The following is a 17,320-nucleotide window of genomic DNA, read 5'->3' as shown; positions in this document are numbered from 1 at the left end:
GGACCTAGGCGTCCCCACCGGCGCCGCACACCTGAAAGAGTCGTATCCATGCAGGTCTGGCCTGGAGAGGCGTATCCACTCGGTGCCACGTACGACGGCGCCGGTACCAACTTCGCGGTCTTCACGGAAGCCGCGGACCGAGTAGAGCTGTGTCTGCTGCACGACGACGGCTCGGAGACCGCGATCGAGCTCCGGGAGAGCGACGCGTTCGTGCGGCACGCGTACGTGCCGGGCATCATGCCGGGACAGCGGTACGGGTTCCGGGTGCACGGCCCGTACGCCCCGGAGCACGGAGTGCGCTGCAACTCCGCGAAGCTGCTGCTCGACCCGTACGCGCGTGCGATCAGCGGCTCGATCCACTGGGGTGAGGAGGTCTACGGCTACCACTTCGACGATCCCGACCGGCGCAACGATCTCGACTCGGCGCCGCACACCATGACGTCCGTCGTGGTCAACCCCTACTTCGACTGGGGCGACGACCGGCGCCCGCGCACCGAGTACCACCACACGGTGCTCTACGAGGCCCACGTCAAGGGCCTCACCATGCGCCACCCGGGGCTGCCGGAGGAGCTGCGCGGCACCTACGCGGCCCTGGCGCACCCGGCGATCATCGAGCACCTCACGGAGCTGGGGGTGACGGCCCTGGAGCTGATGCCGGTGCACCAGTTCGTGAACGACCACCGCCTGGTCGACATGGGCCTGAACAACTACTGGGGCTACAACACCATCGGCTTCTTCGCCCCGCACAACGCCTACGCGTCCTGGGGCGACCGGGGCCAGCAGGTGCTGGAGTTCAAGTCGGCCGTGAAGGCGCTGCACGAGGCCGGGATCGAGGTGATCCTCGACGTGGTCTACAACCACACCGCCGAGGGCAACCACCTGGGCCCGACCCTGTCGTTCAAGGGCCTGGACAACCAGCGTTACTACCGGCTGACGGACGACCCCCGCTACTACATGGACACGACAGGGACTGGGAACTCCCTGCTCATGCGGTCCCCGCACGTGCTCCAGCTGATCATGGACTCGCTGCGGTACTGGGTCACGGACATGCACGTCGACGGGTTCCGCTTCGACCTGGCCGCGACCCTGGCCCGGCAGTTCCACGAGGTGGACCGGCTGTCGTCGTTCTTCGACCTGGTGCAGCAGGATCCGGTCGTGTCCCAGGTGAAGCTGATCGCCGAGCCGTGGGACGTGGGCGAGGGCGGCTACCAGGTGGGCAACTTCCCGCCGCTGTGGACGGAGTGGAACGGCAAGTACCGGGACACCGTGCGGGACCTGTGGCGGGGCGAGCAGCGCACCCTCGCGGAGTTCGCGTCACGGCTCACCGGCTCGTCGGACCTGTACCAGAGCGACGGGCGGCGCCCGCTGGCCTCGATCAACTTCGTGACCTGCCACGACGGCTTCACGATGCACGACCTCGTGTCCTACAACGACAAGCACAACGAGGCCAACGGCGAGGACAACCGGGACGGCGAGAGCCACAACCGGTCCTGGAACTGCGGCGCCGAGGGCGACACGGACGACCCGGGCGTGCTCAGGCTCCGGGCCCGGCAGATGCGCAACTTCATCGCGACGCTGATGCTGTCCCAGGGCGTGCCCATGCTCAGCCACGGCGACGAGTTCGCCCGCACCCAGGGCGGCAACAACAACGCCTACTGCCAGGACAACGAGCTGGCCTGGGTGGAGTGGCCGGACGAGGCCGGCGCCGAGGACGGGGACGACGGCGAGGCGGGCAAGGGAGGTCTCGGCCGGGAGCTGCTGGCCTTCACGCGCGCGATGGTGTGGCTGCGCCGGGACCACCCTGTCTTCCGCCGCCGACGCTTCTTCCACGGGCGGCCCGTGGAGGGCACGCACGACGATCTGTCCGACATCGCCTGGTTCACCCCGGAGGGCCGGGAGATGACCCAGCGCGACTGGGACTCGGCGCAGGCGTCGGCGCTGACGGTGTTCCTCAACGGCAACGCCATCTCCGAGCCGGACGTGCGCGGGGAGCGCATCACGGACGACTCGTTCCTGCTGATGTTCAACGCCTCGCCCGAGCCGCTGGAGTTCGTGGTCCCGGTCGATCACGGGCGGCAGTGGCAGGTCGTCGTCGACACGACCCGCGAGGACGGCGTGCCACCGGGCACCGGCCCGAAGGTGGAGGCCGGCAGCCGGCTGACCCTCACGGACCGGAGCCTGACGGTGCTGCAGCGGCCGGTGTAGCGGCCAGGGGGTTCGTCGGGGCAGCGGGCCCGGGGGGCCGGAGTCCGGCCCCCCGGGGTACGCACCGCCCCGGGAGCCGCGGGCGGCGCGGCCCCCGGAATCCCGCGCCGCGGCGTCCGGAACGCACCCGTCCGGGCGATGTGCGGCGTACCCGGGGGGCCGTGCGGGGCACGAACGGCGGCGGGGCGGGTACGTACGTCTGCATGACATCTGAGCGACCTGACCCGGTGGTGCCCACGGTCACGTACCGGCTGCAGCTGCAGCCCGACTTCCCGTTCGGAGCAGCCGCGGCCGCCGTGCCGTACCTCGCCTCGCTCGGCGTCTCGCACCTGCACCTGTCCCCCGTGCTGGAGGCGGTGCCGGGCTCGACGCACGGCTACGACGTGGTCGACCACGCGCGGGTGCGCGAGGAGCTGGGCGGCGAGGAGGGGCTGCGGGCGCTGGCGCGGGCCGCGCGCGAGCACGGGCTCGGTCTGGTGGTGGACATCGTCCCCAACCACATGGCCATGTCCCCACGGCACAACCGCGCCCTGTGGGAGGCGCTGCGCGAGGGCCCGAAGTCGCCGTACGCGCGCTGGTTCGACATCGACTGGGAGGCCCAGGACGGCCAGGTGCTGCTGCCGGTGCTCGGCGGTCCGCTGGGCGACGTCCTGGACGAGCTGCGGGTCGACGGGGACGTCCTGCGGTACTACGACCACGCGTTCCCGCTGCGCGAGGGCACCGAGGACCTGCCTCTGCCGCATCTGCTGGACGCGCAGTGGTACCGCCCGGTGTGGTGGCGGCTGGCCCGCACCGAGCTGAACTACCGGCGCTTCTTCAGCATCTCCGAGCTGATCGGGGTGCGGGTGGAGGACCCCGAGGTGTTCGAGGCCACCCACGACAAGATCCTCCAGCTGCTGCACGAGGGCGTGATCGACGGGCTGCGCGTCGACCACCCCGACGGCCTCGCCGACCCCGACGGCTATCTGCGGCGGCTCCACGAGGCGAGCGGCGGCCGCTGGACGGTCGTGGAGAAGATCCTGGCCGACGGCGAGCACCTGCCGGCCTCCTGGCCCGTCGCGGGCACCACCGGCTACGACGCCCTGCGGCACGTGGACGGGGTCTTCACGGACCCGGCCGGGTTCGGGGACCTCGTGGACCGCTACCGGCGGTTCGCGGCCCCGCAGACGGACCGGGGCGGGCAGTGGGAGGCCACGGTCCGGCGCGCCGCGTACAAGGTCCTCACGCACGAGCTGGCCGCCGAGACCGACCGGCTGACGCGGGTGGCGGCGCGGCTGTGCGCGACCTCGCCGGAACCGGCCCTGCGCGACCGGGCGCCCTGGGCGCTGCGCACGGCGCTGGAGGAGCTCCTGGTCCGCATGGAGGTCTACCGGCCCTACGAGTCCACCGACGCCGCGACCGTGGTCACCGAGGCGGCGGCGACCGAGGCCCGGCTCGCCTTCGCCGTGCCCGAGGAGGCCGGCGCGGTGGACGTCGTACGGGACCTGGTGCTGGGGCGGTACGGCGACGGGCCCGCGCAGCTGGAGTTCCGCACGCGGTTCGCGCAGACGTCCTCGGCGCTGCGGGCGAAGTCGGTGGAGGACACCGCGTTCTACCGCTACGTGCCGCTGCTGTCGGCGACCGAGGTGGGCGGGAACCCGGGCGGCCCCGCGCGGTCGCCGGAGGAGTTCCACGCGTACTGCGCGCGCGTGCAGCGCGACTGGCCGGGCACCGGCACCGTCGCCTCGACGCACGACACCAAGCGCAGCGCCGACGTCCGGGCGGCCCTGCACGTGCTCACCGAGTGCCCGGACCGCTGGGCGGACGTGCTCGCCGAGGTGACGGGCACCCGCGAGGACGTGCCGGACGGGCAGCTGGCGTGGGCGGCCTGGCAGACGGTGTTCGGGCTGGGCCCGGCGGACGCGGAGCGGGTGCGGGGAGCGCTGCTGAAGCACGTCCGCGAGGCGGGCATGTACACGAGCTGGACGGAGCAGGAGCCGGCGTACGAGGAGGCGGTGGCGCGGTTCGTGTCGGCCGGGCCGTGCGGGGCGCCGGGTGAGCGGATCGCCGCGTTCCGCGAGTCGCTTGAGCCGTACGTCCGGGCCAACGTGCTGGGCACGGCCCTGGTGCAGCTGACGATGCCGGGCGTCCCGGACGTGTACCAGGGCACGGAGGCCGAGGCGCGGGCCCTGGTCGACCCGGACAACCGGCGGGCGGTGGGCTTCCCGCCGGAGGAGTCGGGCGGCCTGTCGGCGGCGAAGGCGACGGTGACCCGGGCGGCGCTCGGGCTGCGGGCGCGCCGGCCGGGGGCCTTCGGCGACACCGCGACGTACCAGCCGCTGCCGGCCCAGGGACCGGCGGCCGGGCACTGCCTGGCGTTCGCCCGCTCCTCGGAGGTGGTGACGGCCGTGACCCGCCTGTCGCTGCGGCTCGCCGAGGCGGGGGGCTGGCGGGACACACGCCTGGCCCTGCCGCCGGGGCGCTGGGCGGACGTGCTGGAGCCGGGCCGGGAGTTCACGGGGCACGCGCACGCGGCGGAGCTGTTCGCGGCGCTGCCGGTGGCTCTGCTGGAACGGGTGGGCGACTGAGCCTGGCGGCCGGAGGGCCGTCCCGGGACCCTGGGTGGGTGCGCGGCCGGGTAGGCCGGGTCCGGGGACGGCGGAGCCCGGCACCCCTGGGACGCCGGCACGCGCCCTCACGTCCCCCCACGCCACCCGGCCCATCCCGCCCGGGAACGGGCGGGACGGGCAGGACGCCGGCACACGCCCTCACCTCCGCCCGCGCCCAGCCCACCCCCACGCCACCCCGGCACGGGCGGAACGGGCGGGACGGGCAGGACGCCGGCACACGACCTCACCTCCGCCCGCGCCCAGCCCACCCCCACGCCACCCCGGCACGGGCGGGACGTCGTCGGCACACGCCCTCACCTCCGACTGCGCCCAGCCCACCCCCACGCCACCCCGGCACGGGCGGGACGGGCGGGACGGGCGGGACGGGCGGGACGGGCGGGACGGGCGGGACGGGCGGGACGCCGGCGCACGCCCTCACCTCCGACTGCGCCCAGCCCACCCCCACGCCACCCCGGCACGGGCGGGACGGGCGGGGGTGTTCCGGCCGCCCCGGCGCGGAACGCAGGTCGCACCCGTCGTGCCGCCTCCGGGCCGGGCGCCCCCGGGAGCCTCCCCCGCGGTGCCCTTGACACCGCCCCACGGCCGTGGGGTACTGCGAGGGCGAACTCGGGCGGATGTGACGGGGGTGAGTGTCCTGCCGGCGCTGCGCTACCCGACGGTGACCGAACAGGCCGCCGCTGCCCGGGCACTGGCCGCCCAGCGCCCCGGGGTGTGCACCCTGCGGCAGGTGGGTGCCTCGCGGGCGGGCAGGCCACTGCGACTGCTGTCCGTGGGCCGGGCCCGCCGTGCCGTACTGGTGGTCGCGGGCGCCCACGCCAACGAGCCGACCGGGTCCTGCACCCTGCTCTCCGTGGCCCGGCGGGTGCTGGAGCAGCGCGAGCTGCGCGACGGCATCTCCTGGCACTTCCTGCTGTGCGCGGACCCGGACGGGGCGAGCCTGCACGTCACACCGGCGCCCCGCAGCCTGTACGACTACCACCTCGGCTTCTTCCGGCCCGCGGGCCCGGAGCAGCCCGAGTGGGCCCCCTCCGTGCTGCCGCCGGACCGGCTGCCGCCCGAGACCCGCGCCCTGACCGGCGTCATCGACGAGCTGCGGCCCTACCTCCAGGTGACCCTGCACGGCACGGACCTGGGCGGCAGCTGGGTGCAGCTCACCAGGGACGTGCCCGGGCTCGCCGAGCCGTTCGCCAAGTCGGCGGCCGAGCTGCACATCCCGGTCGAGACGGGCGCCTCGGACGCCGCGGGCTGGCCCGCGTCCGGGCCGGGGGTGCACGTCATGCCGGCGCCGGGGATCGGTCCGGCGTACCCGAGCCTGCCGGACGACGCGCGGCACAGCACCTGGTTCCACGCCCACCGGTACGGCGGTCTGACCGCGGTGGTCGAGGTCCCGATGTGGGCGAGCGACCTGGTGGACGACCCGGCTCCGCATCCGGCTCCGGCGGCGGCGATCGGGCGGCTGGCGCGCCGGCTGCAGCGTGACGCGCTGGAGGTGACGCGCGTGCTCGACCGCGTGCCGACCCGGCTCGCGGACCGGGACGGGCCGTTGCTGCGGGCGGCCCGGTGGGGTCTGGAGCTGGTGCCGGGGCTGGCCGCCGACCTGGTGCACACGCCGCCCGCCGACCGCACCATGGCGTACGTCGGCAGTGTGGACGCGTTCGCGCGACGGGTGCCGCTGCGGGCGGCGGCGATGCTGCTGCGGGTGCTGCGCGGGACCGACGAACCCGCGGCGAAGCAGCTGCAGGAACTCGTCGCGACCTGGAGCGACGCCTTCGCCGAGCGTTTCCGCGCGCGCTGGGTGCCGCTGGAGGACCAGGTCGAGCACCAGTCGCGCACGGTGGTGGCGGCGGCGCTGCACGCGCGCGCGAAGACGCAGTAGCGCCCGCGCCCGCGCCTCCCGGTCGGCGGCCCGGGCGCCCAGTTCGTCGGCGGTCGGGTAGCGCTGCAGGGGCGGCAGGGCACACCTCCCCGAAGTGCGGTGCCGTCGGTTCACCAGGAGTACATGACGTGCGCACAGTCAGTCACGACTTCGCGGCTGCGTCAACACCATGAACGGCAAAGGCATTTGAGCCATCTCGCGGTGGGGGTCGTCCGGTAAGCCGCAGGCCGGGGCCGAGGCGCGGGTCGGTTTCCGGTCAGCCGGCCGACAGCCGGAAGAGCATCCGCCCGAACCCCACCTGGTCACCCTCGCGCACGAGGGCCGCGCCGACGACCCGCCGTCCGTTGACCGTGGTGCCGTTGGTGGAGCCGAGGTCGCGCAGGACCCACATGCCGCCCTGGTGGCGCAGTTCGGCGTGCACGCGGGAGACCGTCTCGTGGTGGAGGCGCAGTCCGCTGGCGGGGTCGCGGCCTATGCGCAGCGGGTGGCCGTGCGACGGGTGGGGCAGGAGCAGCTTGGGCAGCCGCTCGGCCTGCCAGGCCCTGCGCAGCCGCACGGTGAAGCCGGAGACCGCCTCGACGGTGCCGAACACCACGCGGGAGAGCCGGTTCTCGGTGGGCAGGTCGGCGGTCAGCACGGCGAGCTCGTCCGGGCGGCGCGCGGCGAGCGCCAGTTCCATGCGGTGGACGAACGTGTCGTGGGACAGGCGGCCCGCGGCGACGCCGTCACGGAGGACCTTCAGCGCCCTGTCGCGCTCCGCGTCGGAGAGCCGCGCGGGGTACGTGTTGAACTCGAAGGACGACGTCACACCGGTGATTGTCGGACAGCGCGGCCGGGCTGTCCAGAAAACGGGAGAACGGCCGCCACGCGCGCGTGCCCGGCGACACCGGCCGCAAAAGGGTGGATGCACCGGCGGATTGATCTCGTTTGACGCACCATGGACGGGCTACATCACGGTGAACAGACGAAGGGGAACCGTCCGTGCAGTTCGAGGTGTGGGCACCGCAGGCCGGCCGTGTGACGCTCCAGTGCGACGGCGTCACGCACGGGTTGGAGCGCGATCCGGAGCGGCCTGGATGGTGGTGGGGTGAGGCGGAAGCGCACGAGGGGTCCCGGTACGGCTTCGCGCTGGACGGCGGCCGGGTGCTGCCCGACCCGCGCTCGCGGCGGCAGCCGGACGGCCCGGACGGGCTGAGCGCGGTCGTCGACCACGAGCGCTACGCGTGGCGCTCGGCGTGGCGGGGGCGTCCGCTGTCGGGGGCGGTGCTGTACGAGCTGCACGTGGGCACGTACACCCCGGAGGGCACCCTGGACGCGGCGGCCGAGCGTCTGGGGCACCTCGCCGAACTGGGTGTGACGCATGTGGAGCTGATGCCGTTGTGCCCGTTCCCGGGCACGCACGGCTGGGGCTACGAGGGCGTCTCGCTGTGGGCGGTGCACGAGCCGTACGGCGGGCCCGAGGCGCTGAAACGCTTCGTCGACCGGGCGCACGCCCTCGGCCTGGGCGTGGTGCTCGACGTGGTGCACAACCACTTCGGCCCGTCCGGCAACTACCTGCCCGTCTTCGGGCCGTACCTCACGGACACCCACCACACGCCCTGGGGCGCCGCGGTCAACCTGGACGCGCCCGGCTCGGACGAGGTGCGGGCGTTCCTGATCGGCAGCGCGCTGGCGTGGCTGCGGGACTACCGGCTCGACGGACTGCGCCTGGACGCGGTGCACGCCCTGGTGGACACGCGTGCGCTGCACTTCCTGGAGGAGCTGTCGACGGCCGTGGACGCCCTGGCCGCCGAGGTGGAGCGGCCGCTGTTCCTGGTCGCCGAGTCGGACCTGAACGACCCGCGGCTCATCATCGCCCGCACCGAGGGCGGCCTCGGTCTGCACGCGCAGTGGAACGACGACTTCCACCACGCCCTGCACAGCACGCTGACGGGCGAGTCGCAGGGCTACTACGCCGACTTCGCGCGTGCGTCCCTCGGCGGCCTCGCCAAGACGCTGACGGGCGGCTGGTTCCACGACGGCACGTACTCGAGCTTCCGCGAGCGCCACCACGGGCGCCCCCTGGACCGTACGCGCGTCGCCGGGCACCGGCTGCTCGGCTACAGCCAGACGCACGACCAGGTCGGCAACCGCGCCCAGGGGGACCGGCTTTCGGCCCTGCTCTCCCCCGGGCTGCTGGCCTGCGCGGCCACCCTGGTCCTGACGGCGCCGTTCACGCCGATGCTGTTCATGGGCGAGGAGTGGGCGGCCGGCACGCCCTGGCAGTTCTTCACCGACCACACCGACCCGGAGCTGGCCGACGCCGTACGGCGGGGCAGGCGGCGGGAGTTCGCGGCGCACGGCTGGCGGGAGGAGGACGTTCCCGACCCGCAGGACCCGGCGACCCGGGACCGCTCCTGCCTCGACTGGTCCGAACCGGAACGCGAGCCCCACGCGCGCGTGCTGGCCTGGTACCGCACGCTGCTCGCCCTGCGCCACGAGCAGCCCGACCTGACCGACCCCGACCTCGCCGACACGAAGGTCGCCTACGACGAGGAGCGGCGCTGGCTGGCCTTCCGGCGGGGCGACGTCCTGGTGGCGGTGAACCTGGGCGGGGACGCGGCCGAGTTGCCGCTGGGCGTGCCGCACGCGCGTGTGCTGGCCGAGTGGGAGCCGGTCGAGACGCCCGGGGCGGACGGGGTGGTCCGGCTGCCCGGGGAGTCGGGAGTGGTGCTGTTGCAGGAGTGAGGTGCCGGGGGTCGCCGGCTACGGGGTCTCGTCCACGGTGCCCAGGTCCGTCACACGCTCCAGCAGGATCGGCTCCCAGGCGTGCCGCAGCAGGGTCCGCAGCCGGGTGAGCCGTTCGGCGTCCCCGCTGGTGAGGGCGTCGGCGAGATGGGCGACGGTGTCGCAGCGGGCCAGCCACAGGCCGCGCAGGCAGGGGCGGGCACCGTAGCCGGCGAGGGTGGCGGCGCGGACGGCGGCGGGTGAGCCGACGGCGAGCGCCAGGCCCGCGATGTCCTCGGCCGGGTCGCCGACCGCCGCGCCGCCCCAGCCGAGGACGCCGCGCACCCGCCCGTCGGCGCTCACGACGAGGCGGGCGGGCGTGAGGGCGTGATGGGTGAGGACCGCCGACCCCGGCTGGGCGGCGAGCTGCGGCGCGGCGGGCGGGGGGAGCTGGTTCATACGGGCGGCATCGAACTCGTCCGCTTCCGCGAGGAGTTCGGTGACCCGTACGGCGGCCCGGCGCAGCGCCTCCAGGGAGCGCGGCGCCACGCGCGGCACGCCGAGGGTCTCGGCCTGCCGGACGGGCACCTCGCGCAGGCCCGTGAGCAGTGCGGCCAGGTCGGCCTCGCCGACGGCGGACACGTCGTGGCGTTCGCCCGAGCCGCCGGGCACCTTGGTGTCCAGGGTGAAGCCCAGCCCGGCCGCCCACTCGCCGGCGGCGACGCTGGCGGGCACCGCCACCGGCACGTGCGGGCGGACCAGGTCGCGCAGCCGCAGTTCGCGGCGCTGGCGGACGGTGGCCTCGCGGTCGGGTGCGAGGCGCAGGACGTGGCGGGTGCCGACCCACCAGGTGGCGGTGCCCTCGCCGGCGGGGCGGACGTCGGGGCCGGCGCCCCGCCCGGGCTCCCGGCCGTCCTTCAGGAGGGAACGGACCAGTCGGCGGACGGTGTCCGCGGTGGGGGTGGGTGCCTGGGTCATGGTCGCGCCGTTGCCGTTCGGGAGGCGTGGTGGGGGCATCGGAGGCGTCACCCCACTATGACCAGGTCGCGGGGCGTGGTGTTCAGGCGCCGCCCGCCGTCCTCGGTGACGGTCACGATGTCCTCGATGCGCACACCGAAGCGGCCGGGCAGGTAGATGCCGGGTTCCACGGAGAAGCACATGCCGGGCACGAGGGGCTGCTCCTCGCCCTCGACCATGTAGGGCGGTTCGTGGGTGGTGACGCCGATGCCGTGTCCCGTGCGGTGGATGAAGTACTCGCCGTAGCCGGCCTCGGCGACGACCTCGCGGGCCGCGCGGTCGACGTCCTGGCAGGCGGCGCCCGGCCGTACGGCGCGGAAGCCGGCCTCCTGGGCGGCGCGTACGACCTCGTGCACCCGGCGCTCCTCGTCGGTGGGCTCGCCGACGTGGACCGTGCGGGAGGTGTCGGACCCGTAGCCGTCCTTCAGCCCGCCGAAGTCGAGGACGACCATGTCGCCGCGTTCGATGAGGCGGCCGCCCGCCTCGTGGTGGGGGTCCGCGCCGTTCGGGCCGGAGGCGACGATCGTGAAGTCGACCTGCTCGTGGCCGTGCCGGCGCAGGCACCGGTCGAGGTCGGCGGCGACCTCGGACTCCCGGCGGCCGGCGAAGGGCAGCTCGCGGATCTCCTCGAACGTGGCGTCGGCGGCGGCGCCGGCGGCGGCCATGAGGTTCAGCTCGGCCGCGTCCTTGACGGCGCGCAGCATCGGCAGGGCCTCGGTGAGGGAGGCGTAGGAGCTGCCGGGCAGGGCCCGGTTCAGGGCGAGCAGATGCAGGGCCCAGGCGTTGTCGCTGATGGCGAAGCGGCCCCGGGGGCCGAGGAGGGCGGCGGTGGCGGCGTAGGGGTCCTTTCCGTCGGTCCAGTCCCGCAGGGTCAGGGCCGGCGCGCCGGCGGACCGCCGCGCGTCCGGGGCCTCCAGTGCGGGGACGACGAGGACGGGGTCCTGGCCGGCGGTCAGGACCAGCAGGGTGAGCCGCTCGGTGACCGCGGGGGGCGTGTAGCCGGTGAGCCACACCAGGTCCGGCCCCGGGGCCACCAGCAGCCCGGCGAGGCCGGCCTCGGCGGCCGCGAGAGCGGCGCGCTCCATACGGGCCCGGTAGTCGTCGGCGGTGAAGGACGCGGCCGTGCTTCCGGTCATCCGGGCCTCCCAGGACGGGCGAAGGGCTACGGGCAGCATCCTGCCCGGCCGGAGGGGGCGGCGCGAGCCGTCTGCGGGCTTTCCTCGCATCGGTCCGCTGACGGATGGCGACTGCTCGGACATTCGTTCTCATGAGGGTCGGGCCACGGACCGGGACGCGCCGCCCGGGCCCGCCTTCCGGGCCCGGGCCCGCTTCGAGGCCCGGCCCGCCTTCCACGGCCGGGACGACGCGGGCCGCCTGACGAGCCACTTCCGGGTGGTCCCGTGACGAGGTCTCCCCGGCCTCCGCGTCAACGGGGCACCTCGCCCGCTTCGTCCGCCTCACGCCCCAAGGGCCGGTGACGGCGCCGCTCACGCCGCGACGGCCGGGACGACCGTCACCTGCTCGTAGCCGCCGCTGCGGTGCCGCACCGTCAGGCGGACCTCTGAGCCGGGGCGGGCGCGGGCGACGGCGCGCACCAGATCGGTGGCCGTGTCGATGCGGGTCGTGCCGAAGATCCACGAGGCCGGCCGGCCGGGGGGCGCCACCGACCTTGCGGCGCATCTCGATGGACTCGACGGGGGTTGGCGATCCGCCCCTCGTTGACGTCGGACAGCTCCCACACGACTCGTTCAGCAGGTGCTCGGTGGCCACGGCGAAGCGGCGGCGCCAGTCGCCGTGCAGCAGGGCCCGGGCCCGGTCCCCGGCGGGGCGCCCGGCGAGGTCGTCGAGTGCGGCCAGTTCCTCGCCTGTCTCCTCAAGAGTCGAGTTCGGCCGGCTTGAAGGGGCGGAACGGGTCGATGCCCTGCCAGGGGCCGGGGGCGAAGAAGCCGACGGCTTCGAGGAGCCTGCGGTAGAACCAGCTCTCGGACCGCAGCCACGGCACCTCGAACCAGGACCGGCCGGAGTAGGCGCGCAGCCCCCAGGCGTCCCAGCGGTCCCGGTCGTGCGCGTCGGCGGGGAGGGGTTCGATCCCGCCCTCGGTGCAGTTGGCCAGCAGGTCGTCGAGGGCGCGCTGCTGTTCCGGTGCGTACGGGAAGGCCTCGCGGACCTGCCGGATGATCGCCGGGTGCCGCTCGGCGAGCACGCTGTGCGGGAACGAGCCCGGCCGGTCGCCGAGGAGGACGGGTGCGGAGGGGGTGTCGGGCATGGGCCTCACCGTAACGCGGGCGCCGGGGGGCGCCGGGTGCGGCGCCCTCCCGCGCCTTCGTCACACCGGTGCGATCTCCCGTTCCAGACGGGCCGCGAGGCTCAGGTAGCGGGCACGGCGGGTCACCGGGACCAGGCCGCGGATGAGTATGTTCCACATCTCGGCGGTCCGGCGGGGCTGGCGGGCGACGGGCTCGCGGGAGCGGCCCACGACCCGGGTGCCGACGAAGAAGCAGACCAGGGAGTGGGCCACGACATCGATGTCGATGTCGGGGTGGACGTCGGACTCCTTGACGGCGGCGACGAGCCGGGCCGTGACGATGTCCAGCCACTCCGTGAAGGGGTGGCTCAGCGGCGGGCGGGGCCGGATCCCGCCGGTGGCGAGCCTCAGGCCGGCGCGCAGGACCGGGTCCTGGACGGACATGCGGGTGATGCCGAACGTGAGGCGCATCAGCGCCTCGAGGGAGGTGTGGCCTCGGTTGCCCGTCTCCACCGCCAGCCGGCGGGCCGTGTCCGACTGCCGTTCGAGGATCGCCTGGGCGAGGTCCTCCTTCGCCGCGAAGTGGAAGTAGAGGGCGCCCTTGGTGACGTGGGCGTGCTCCACGATGTCGCTGAGACTGGTCGATTCGTAGCCGCGACGGTCGAACAGGTCAGCGGCGGCCGTGATGATCGTCGAGCGGGTCTGCTCGGCTCGCAACTGCCTCGCCATCGGCTGCACTCTCCCGGTACGGAAAGGAACGGGTCATGCCGTTTGTTTTTACCGCCCGTACACGATAACTCACCGTCAGACGACGTTCACCCCACCGGGGCACCGGAGTGCGGGTGCACGTCTGACGGGACGAGCGCAACCGGTGGAAGAAAACGGCGCGTTCGGTATCCGACGGGGAGGCTGTGGGGGTACACGTGAAAAGGCGGACCGGCCGGTGCCCCATCCGCACCGGCCGGCCCGCCCGCTCGTGGCCCGCCCTGTTCAGTTCTCCGTCGGAGAGTCCGGGAGGATCAGAAGGTCAGCTTCCAGCTGTTGATCCGGCCCGTGTCCAGCGACGCGGTGTCCTGGACGCGCAGCTTCCAGGTGCCGTTGGCCGTCTCGCTGGAGGCGTTCACCGTGTACGTGGTGATGACGTTGTCCGCGGAGTCCGAGGAGGAGGCGGACTTCAGGCGGTAGACCGAACCGTCCGGCGCCACCAGGTCGATGACCAGGTCGCCGCGGTAGGTGTGGGTGATGTCCACGCCCACCTGGAGGGCCGAGGGGGCGGAGCCGCTGCGGCCGCTGACGGTGATCGGCGACTCGACGGCCGAGCCGTTGTCCGGGATGGAGACGGCGGTGGTGCTGGCGTACGTGGAGCCCGTGGACGTGCCGCCCTTGACCGCCTGGACCGTCTTGGCGGCGTCCGCGAGGCCCACGCCGCAGCCGCCGGAGCAGGTGCCCGGCAGGGCACGGGCGTTGGCCTTGATGGCCGACTCGATCTGCGCCGGGGTGAGGGTGGAGTTGGCCGACTTCATCAGCGCGGCGAGGCCCGCGACGTGCGGGGTGGCCATGCTGGTGCCCTGGTAGAAGGCGTAGTTCTCGGTGGACGGCGTCTTCGTGCCGGAGTTCAGCGTGGAGAGGATGCCGTTCGCGGTGGAGGTGCGGGTCTCGCCGCCGGGGGCGGAGATGTCCACGACCGAGCCGTAGTTGGAGTACCAGGCCCGGCTGCCCGCGCGGTTGGTCGCGGCCACGGTGATGACGTTGCCGCAGTTCGCCGGGGACGAGTTGGAGGCGTTCTGGTTCTCGTTGCCCGCCGCGACGACGACCGTGGTGCCGCGGTTCACGGCGCCGTTGATGGCGCTCTGGGTGGCGGAGGAGCAGACGCCGCCGCCACCGAGGCTCATGTTGATGACCTTGGCGACGTTGCCGTTGGCGGGGACGCCGGAGACGGTGCCGCCGGAGGCCCAGGTGATGGCGTCGATGATGTCGGAGTCGTAGCCGCCGCACTTGCCGAGCACGCGGATCGGGGAGACCTTCGCGCCGTGGGCGATGCCGGCGACGCCCTTGCCGTTGTTGGTGGCGGCGGCGATGGTGCCGGCCACGTGGGTGCCGTGCCAGGAGGAGCCGGAGGCAGGGATGCCCGCGTCGCACTCGTCGGTGCTGTACCAGTCGCCCGGGTCGGCCGGGTTGCTGTCGCGGCCGTCGCCGTCGACGGAGACGGCGGTGTCGGAGATGAAGTCGTAGCCGCCGACGATGTTCGCGGCCAGGTCGGAGTGGGCGACGTAACCGGTGTCGATGACCGCGACGGTGACGCCGGTGCCGGTCGTGGTGTCCCAGGCTCCCGGGACGTTCATGCCCGCGGTGGACTCGAACAGGTCCCACTGCTTGGCGTACTCGGTGTCGTTGGGCGTGACGGCCGTCGGCTTGTTGAGGCGGTCCGGGACGACGTAGGCGACCTGCGGGTCGGCCTGGTAGGCGGCGACGACGTCGGAGACGGACGCCCGGGTGGAGTCCGAGCCCAGTTCGACGAGGGCGGCACCGGTGCCGAGGCGGCGCTGGAAGTCGACGTCCTCGCCGGTCCTGGCGGCCTTGGACGCGGCGTCGGCGGCGGCGGCCTTGTTCGACTTGGCCTCGCTGGCACCGGACTTGTAGCCGACGATGAGCCGCTCGGCGGGGGTGCCGGGGGCGGCCTCGGTCTGGGCGGCCGGGACGGCGGGGCGCGGATCGGACTCCTGTGCGACGGCGACCGACGCGGGAGCGGCGGTCAGCAGGGCCGCGGAGACGGCGGCGACGGATATCAGCTTCCGTCTGAAATCTGGGGAGATACGCACGGTCGTTGCCTTTCGTGCCGGCTCCGAACGCGACGGAGCGGCGGTGGGGGTCGCTTCGTCGTCGAAGCGGAGGGGGGCGGTTCGAAAAGCGAAGAGCGACGCGACGGCCGGCCGGGCGCGGGACAACAGGTGCGGACCCGTTCGGGGTTACCGGTGGGGCAGCGGTGCTCGAACGATAGGCAAGCACAAGGTCGCCGGGATACGGGGGAAACCCTCGATCCCGCTCGGGGTTCACCCTCTATGGCACCGTCCCACCACGTGAATGGCCCCTTTTCGAAGGGGTCGTGACGAGGTGAACGCACCGGGCCGGTTTCCCGTACTGCATGACCGAACGCTCCCGCCCGGGCCGAGGAGACGCAGACCGATGCCTCGAACGACCGCACGCCGCACCGCACTTGCGGCCACTTTCCTGACCCCGCTGCTACTGACTCCGTGGGCGGCGGCGCCGGCCGCGGCCCACGGGGCTCCGACGGACCCGGTGAGCCGGGTGGTGGCCTGTTCCCCCGAGGGCGGTGACCGCGCGGGCTCGGCGGCGTGCCGGGCGGCCGTCACGGCGAACGGCGCCCCCTTCACGGCGTGGGACAACCTGCGGGTGGCGAACGTGAACGGCCGGGACCGTCAGGTCGTCCCGGACGGCGAGTTGTGCAGCGGAGGCCTGCCCGCCTACCGGGGCCTGGACCTCGCCCGCGCCGACTGGCCCTCGACCCGGCTGACGCCCGGCGCCACGCTGACCATGCGGTACGTCTCGACGATCCCGCACACCGGCACGTTCCGGATGTACCTGACGAAGCCCGGTTACGACCCGTCCGCGCCGCTGTCCTGGTCCGACCTCCCGGAGAAGCCCTTCGCCGAGGTGACGGACCCGGCGCTGACGGACGGGGCGTACGGGCTGAGGATGACGCTGCCGTCCGACCGGACCGGGCGGCACGTGTTGTACACGGTGTGGCGGAACAGCAGTACGCCGGACACCTATTACTCGTGCTCGGACGTGGAGTTCCCGGACCCGGGGAAACCCGCGGAGACCTCTGGGCCCGCCGGGAAGGAGAGGCTCGCCGAGCCCGCGGAGCCCGCCGAGCCCGCGGAGCCCGCCGGGCAGGAGAGGCCCGCGCGGAGGACCTCCACTCCGTCCGCCGCCGCCCAGGGCTCCCCGGGCGCGCGTCCGCAGGGCCATCAGACGCCCCTCGCCTCCACCTCGGCGCCCGCTTCCGGGCCGTCCACGCCGCTGCTGGCGGGCGGCGCCGCCGCGGTGCTGCTGCTCACCGGCGGCGCCGCCCTGGTCCTTCGGCTGCGGCGGCGCTGAAGCACCGCCCGGGCCGGTCCAGTTGACGTGGACCGCGACGCCGCCCTTCGTCACCGGTGAGTACGTGGCGGTGACGAAGGCGTCGCGCGTTCCGGCCAGCCTTCCGCTCCTGGCGGGCCCGCCGTCCGTTCCGGGGCGGGGCACTGCTCGCCCCGGGCGGGGCGGAGGTGCTGCTCACCCTGCGGGCCTCGCTGGACGTCGTCCTGCACGTCGGCATGCAGGGCCTGGCCGGCGACCTGCTCCCGGTCGTGATGCCGCTGTGCGGCGTGCCGATCCTCTCCAACCCCGCGCAGCGCCTGTTCCACTCGGTCGTCGGAGTGCTGGTCCCGGGCACCTGGCCGACCTCGGACCTGGGCGGTTTCTTCGCCGGCATGCTCCTGGGGTGTCGTCGGCAGCTGCCTCACCTTCGGCTGGCTCCCGGACCGGGAGCCCCGCGTCAGCCGCAGGCAGCGCCGCGAGGGGGCCCGGGGCGGCGGCGCGGGCCCGAACCCCGCACAGCAGTCCTGACGCGGCCCTCGGGGGTACGGCGCCGCCGGGCCGGCC

Annotated in this window: 11 protein-coding genes and 2 pseudogenes; 6 read left to right on the top strand and 7 right to left on the bottom strand. The window is 74.1% G+C overall.

What is annotated here, in order from left to right; all coding sequences use genetic code 11:
• The first annotated feature begins 48 nt into the window (after positions 1-48).
• The 3 genes from glgX to ACFW6P_RS14175 all read left to right on the top strand — a co-directional run bounded on the left by glgX (position 49) and on the right by ACFW6P_RS14175 (position 6,690).
• On the top strand, positions 49-2,205 hold the full coding sequence (glgX, locus tag ACFW6P_RS14185; protein WP_386347836.1) for a glycogen debranching protein GlgX: 2,157 nt from the start codon (positions 49-51) through the stop codon (positions 2,203-2,205).
• A gap of 203 nt (positions 2,206-2,408) precedes the next feature.
• Positions 2,409-4,772, top strand: a complete 2,364-nt coding sequence (gene treY, locus ACFW6P_RS14180; RefSeq protein WP_386423774.1) for a malto-oligosyltrehalose synthase — start codon at positions 2,409-2,411, stop codon at positions 4,770-4,772.
• Between the two features lie 667 nt (positions 4,773-5,439).
• Complete coding sequence (locus tag ACFW6P_RS14175; RefSeq protein ID WP_386347831.1) at positions 5,440-6,690, top strand: M14 family zinc carboxypeptidase; 1,251 nt, start codon at positions 5,440-5,442, stop codon at positions 6,688-6,690.
• Positions 6,691-6,946: 256 nt separating this feature from the next.
• Here the strand turns inward: ACFW6P_RS14175 and ACFW6P_RS14170 are convergent, their stop codons facing one another.
• Positions 6,947-7,498, bottom strand: coding sequence for an FHA domain-containing protein (locus tag ACFW6P_RS14170; RefSeq protein ID WP_386423772.1), 552 nt, complete (start codon positions 7,496-7,498; stop codon positions 6,947-6,949).
• A gap of 173 nt (positions 7,499-7,671) precedes the next feature.
• Between ACFW6P_RS14170 and treZ the strand changes: the two genes are divergently transcribed.
• Positions 7,672-9,417 (top strand): malto-oligosyltrehalose trehalohydrolase, encoded by a 1,746-nt coding sequence (treZ, locus tag ACFW6P_RS14165; RefSeq protein ID WP_386423770.1) that lies wholly within the window; start codon positions 7,672-7,674, stop codon positions 9,415-9,417.
• An 18-nt stretch (positions 9,418-9,435) separates the two neighbouring features.
• Here the strand turns inward: treZ and ACFW6P_RS14160 are convergent, their stop codons facing one another.
• From ACFW6P_RS14160 to ACFW6P_RS14135, 6 genes and pseudogenes are all read right to left on the bottom strand, one after another.
• The gene (locus ACFW6P_RS14160; RefSeq protein WP_386348097.1) at positions 9,436-10,374 is read right to left on the bottom strand and encodes an aminoglycoside phosphotransferase family protein; all 939 of its coding nucleotides are present in this window, start codon (positions 10,372-10,374) and stop codon (positions 9,436-9,438) included.
• A 47-nt stretch (positions 10,375-10,421) separates the two neighbouring features.
• A complete protein-coding gene (locus ACFW6P_RS14155; RefSeq protein WP_386423768.1) occupies positions 10,422-11,549 on the bottom strand; it encodes an aminopeptidase P family protein in 1,128 nt (375 codons plus the stop codon).
• Between the two features lie 351 nt (positions 11,550-11,900).
• The gene (locus ACFW6P_RS14150; RefSeq protein WP_386347819.1) at positions 11,901-12,077 is read right to left on the bottom strand and encodes a hypothetical protein; all 177 of its coding nucleotides are present in this window, start codon (positions 12,075-12,077) and stop codon (positions 11,901-11,903) included.
• A 112-nt stretch (positions 12,078-12,189) separates the two neighbouring features.
• Positions 12,190-12,679: pseudogene (locus ACFW6P_RS14145) on the bottom strand (hypothetical protein); the annotation flags it as partial.
• Between the two features lie 60 nt (positions 12,680-12,739).
• Positions 12,740-13,387: a ScbR family autoregulator-binding transcription factor gene (locus ACFW6P_RS14140; RefSeq protein WP_386347816.1), complete on the bottom strand. Its 648-nt coding sequence runs from the start codon at positions 13,385-13,387 to the stop codon at positions 12,740-12,742.
• Positions 13,388-13,677: 290 nt separating this feature from the next.
• Positions 13,678-15,477, bottom strand: coding sequence for a S8 family serine peptidase (locus tag ACFW6P_RS14135; RefSeq protein WP_386423767.1), 1,800 nt, complete (start codon positions 15,475-15,477; stop codon positions 13,678-13,680).
• A 364-nt stretch (positions 15,478-15,841) separates the two neighbouring features.
• On the opposite strand from ACFW6P_RS14135, the gene ACFW6P_RS14130 reads away from it, so the two are divergent.
• Positions 15,842-16,777: a lytic polysaccharide monooxygenase gene (locus ACFW6P_RS14130; protein ID WP_386423766.1), complete on the top strand. Its 936-nt coding sequence runs from the start codon at positions 15,842-15,844 to the stop codon at positions 16,775-16,777.
• Between the two features lie 143 nt (positions 16,778-16,920).
• Positions 16,921-17,284 (top strand): annotated as a pseudogene (locus tag ACFW6P_RS14125) (DUF6114 domain-containing protein).
• Positions 17,285-17,320: the final 36 nt, after the last annotated feature.

Source organism: Streptomyces sp. NPDC058741 (genome assembly GCF_042746715.1).
Taxonomy (GTDB): Bacteria; Actinomycetota; Actinomycetes; order Streptomycetales; family Streptomycetaceae; genus Streptomyces.
The sequence above is the reverse complement of the archived record's forward strand: the minus strand, read 5'-3'. Positions and strand labels throughout refer to the sequence as shown.

What these genes read in the sequence shown, in the direction of transcription:
- ACFW6P_RS14155 (WP_386423768.1), bottom strand. Translation starts at nt 11,549, where the DNA reads ATGACCGGAAGCACGGCCGCGTCCTTCACCGCCGACGACTACCGGGCC.
- glgX (WP_386347836.1), top strand. Translation starts at nt 49, where the DNA reads ATGCAGGTCTGGCCTGGAGAGGCGTATCCACTCGGTGCCACGTACGAC.
- ACFW6P_RS14160 (WP_386348097.1), bottom strand. Translation starts at nt 10,374, where the DNA reads ATGACCCAGGCACCCACCCCCACCGCGGACACCGTCCGCCGACTGGTC.
- ACFW6P_RS14140 (WP_386347816.1), bottom strand. Translation starts at nt 13,387, where the DNA reads ATGGCGAGGCAGTTGCGAGCCGAGCAGACCCGCTCGACGATCATCACG.
- treY (WP_386423774.1), top strand. Translation starts at nt 2,409, where the DNA reads ATGACATCTGAGCGACCTGACCCGGTGGTGCCCACGGTCACGTACCGG.
- ACFW6P_RS14130 (WP_386423766.1), top strand. Translation starts at nt 15,842, where the DNA reads ATGCCTCGAACGACCGCACGCCGCACCGCACTTGCGGCCACTTTCCTG.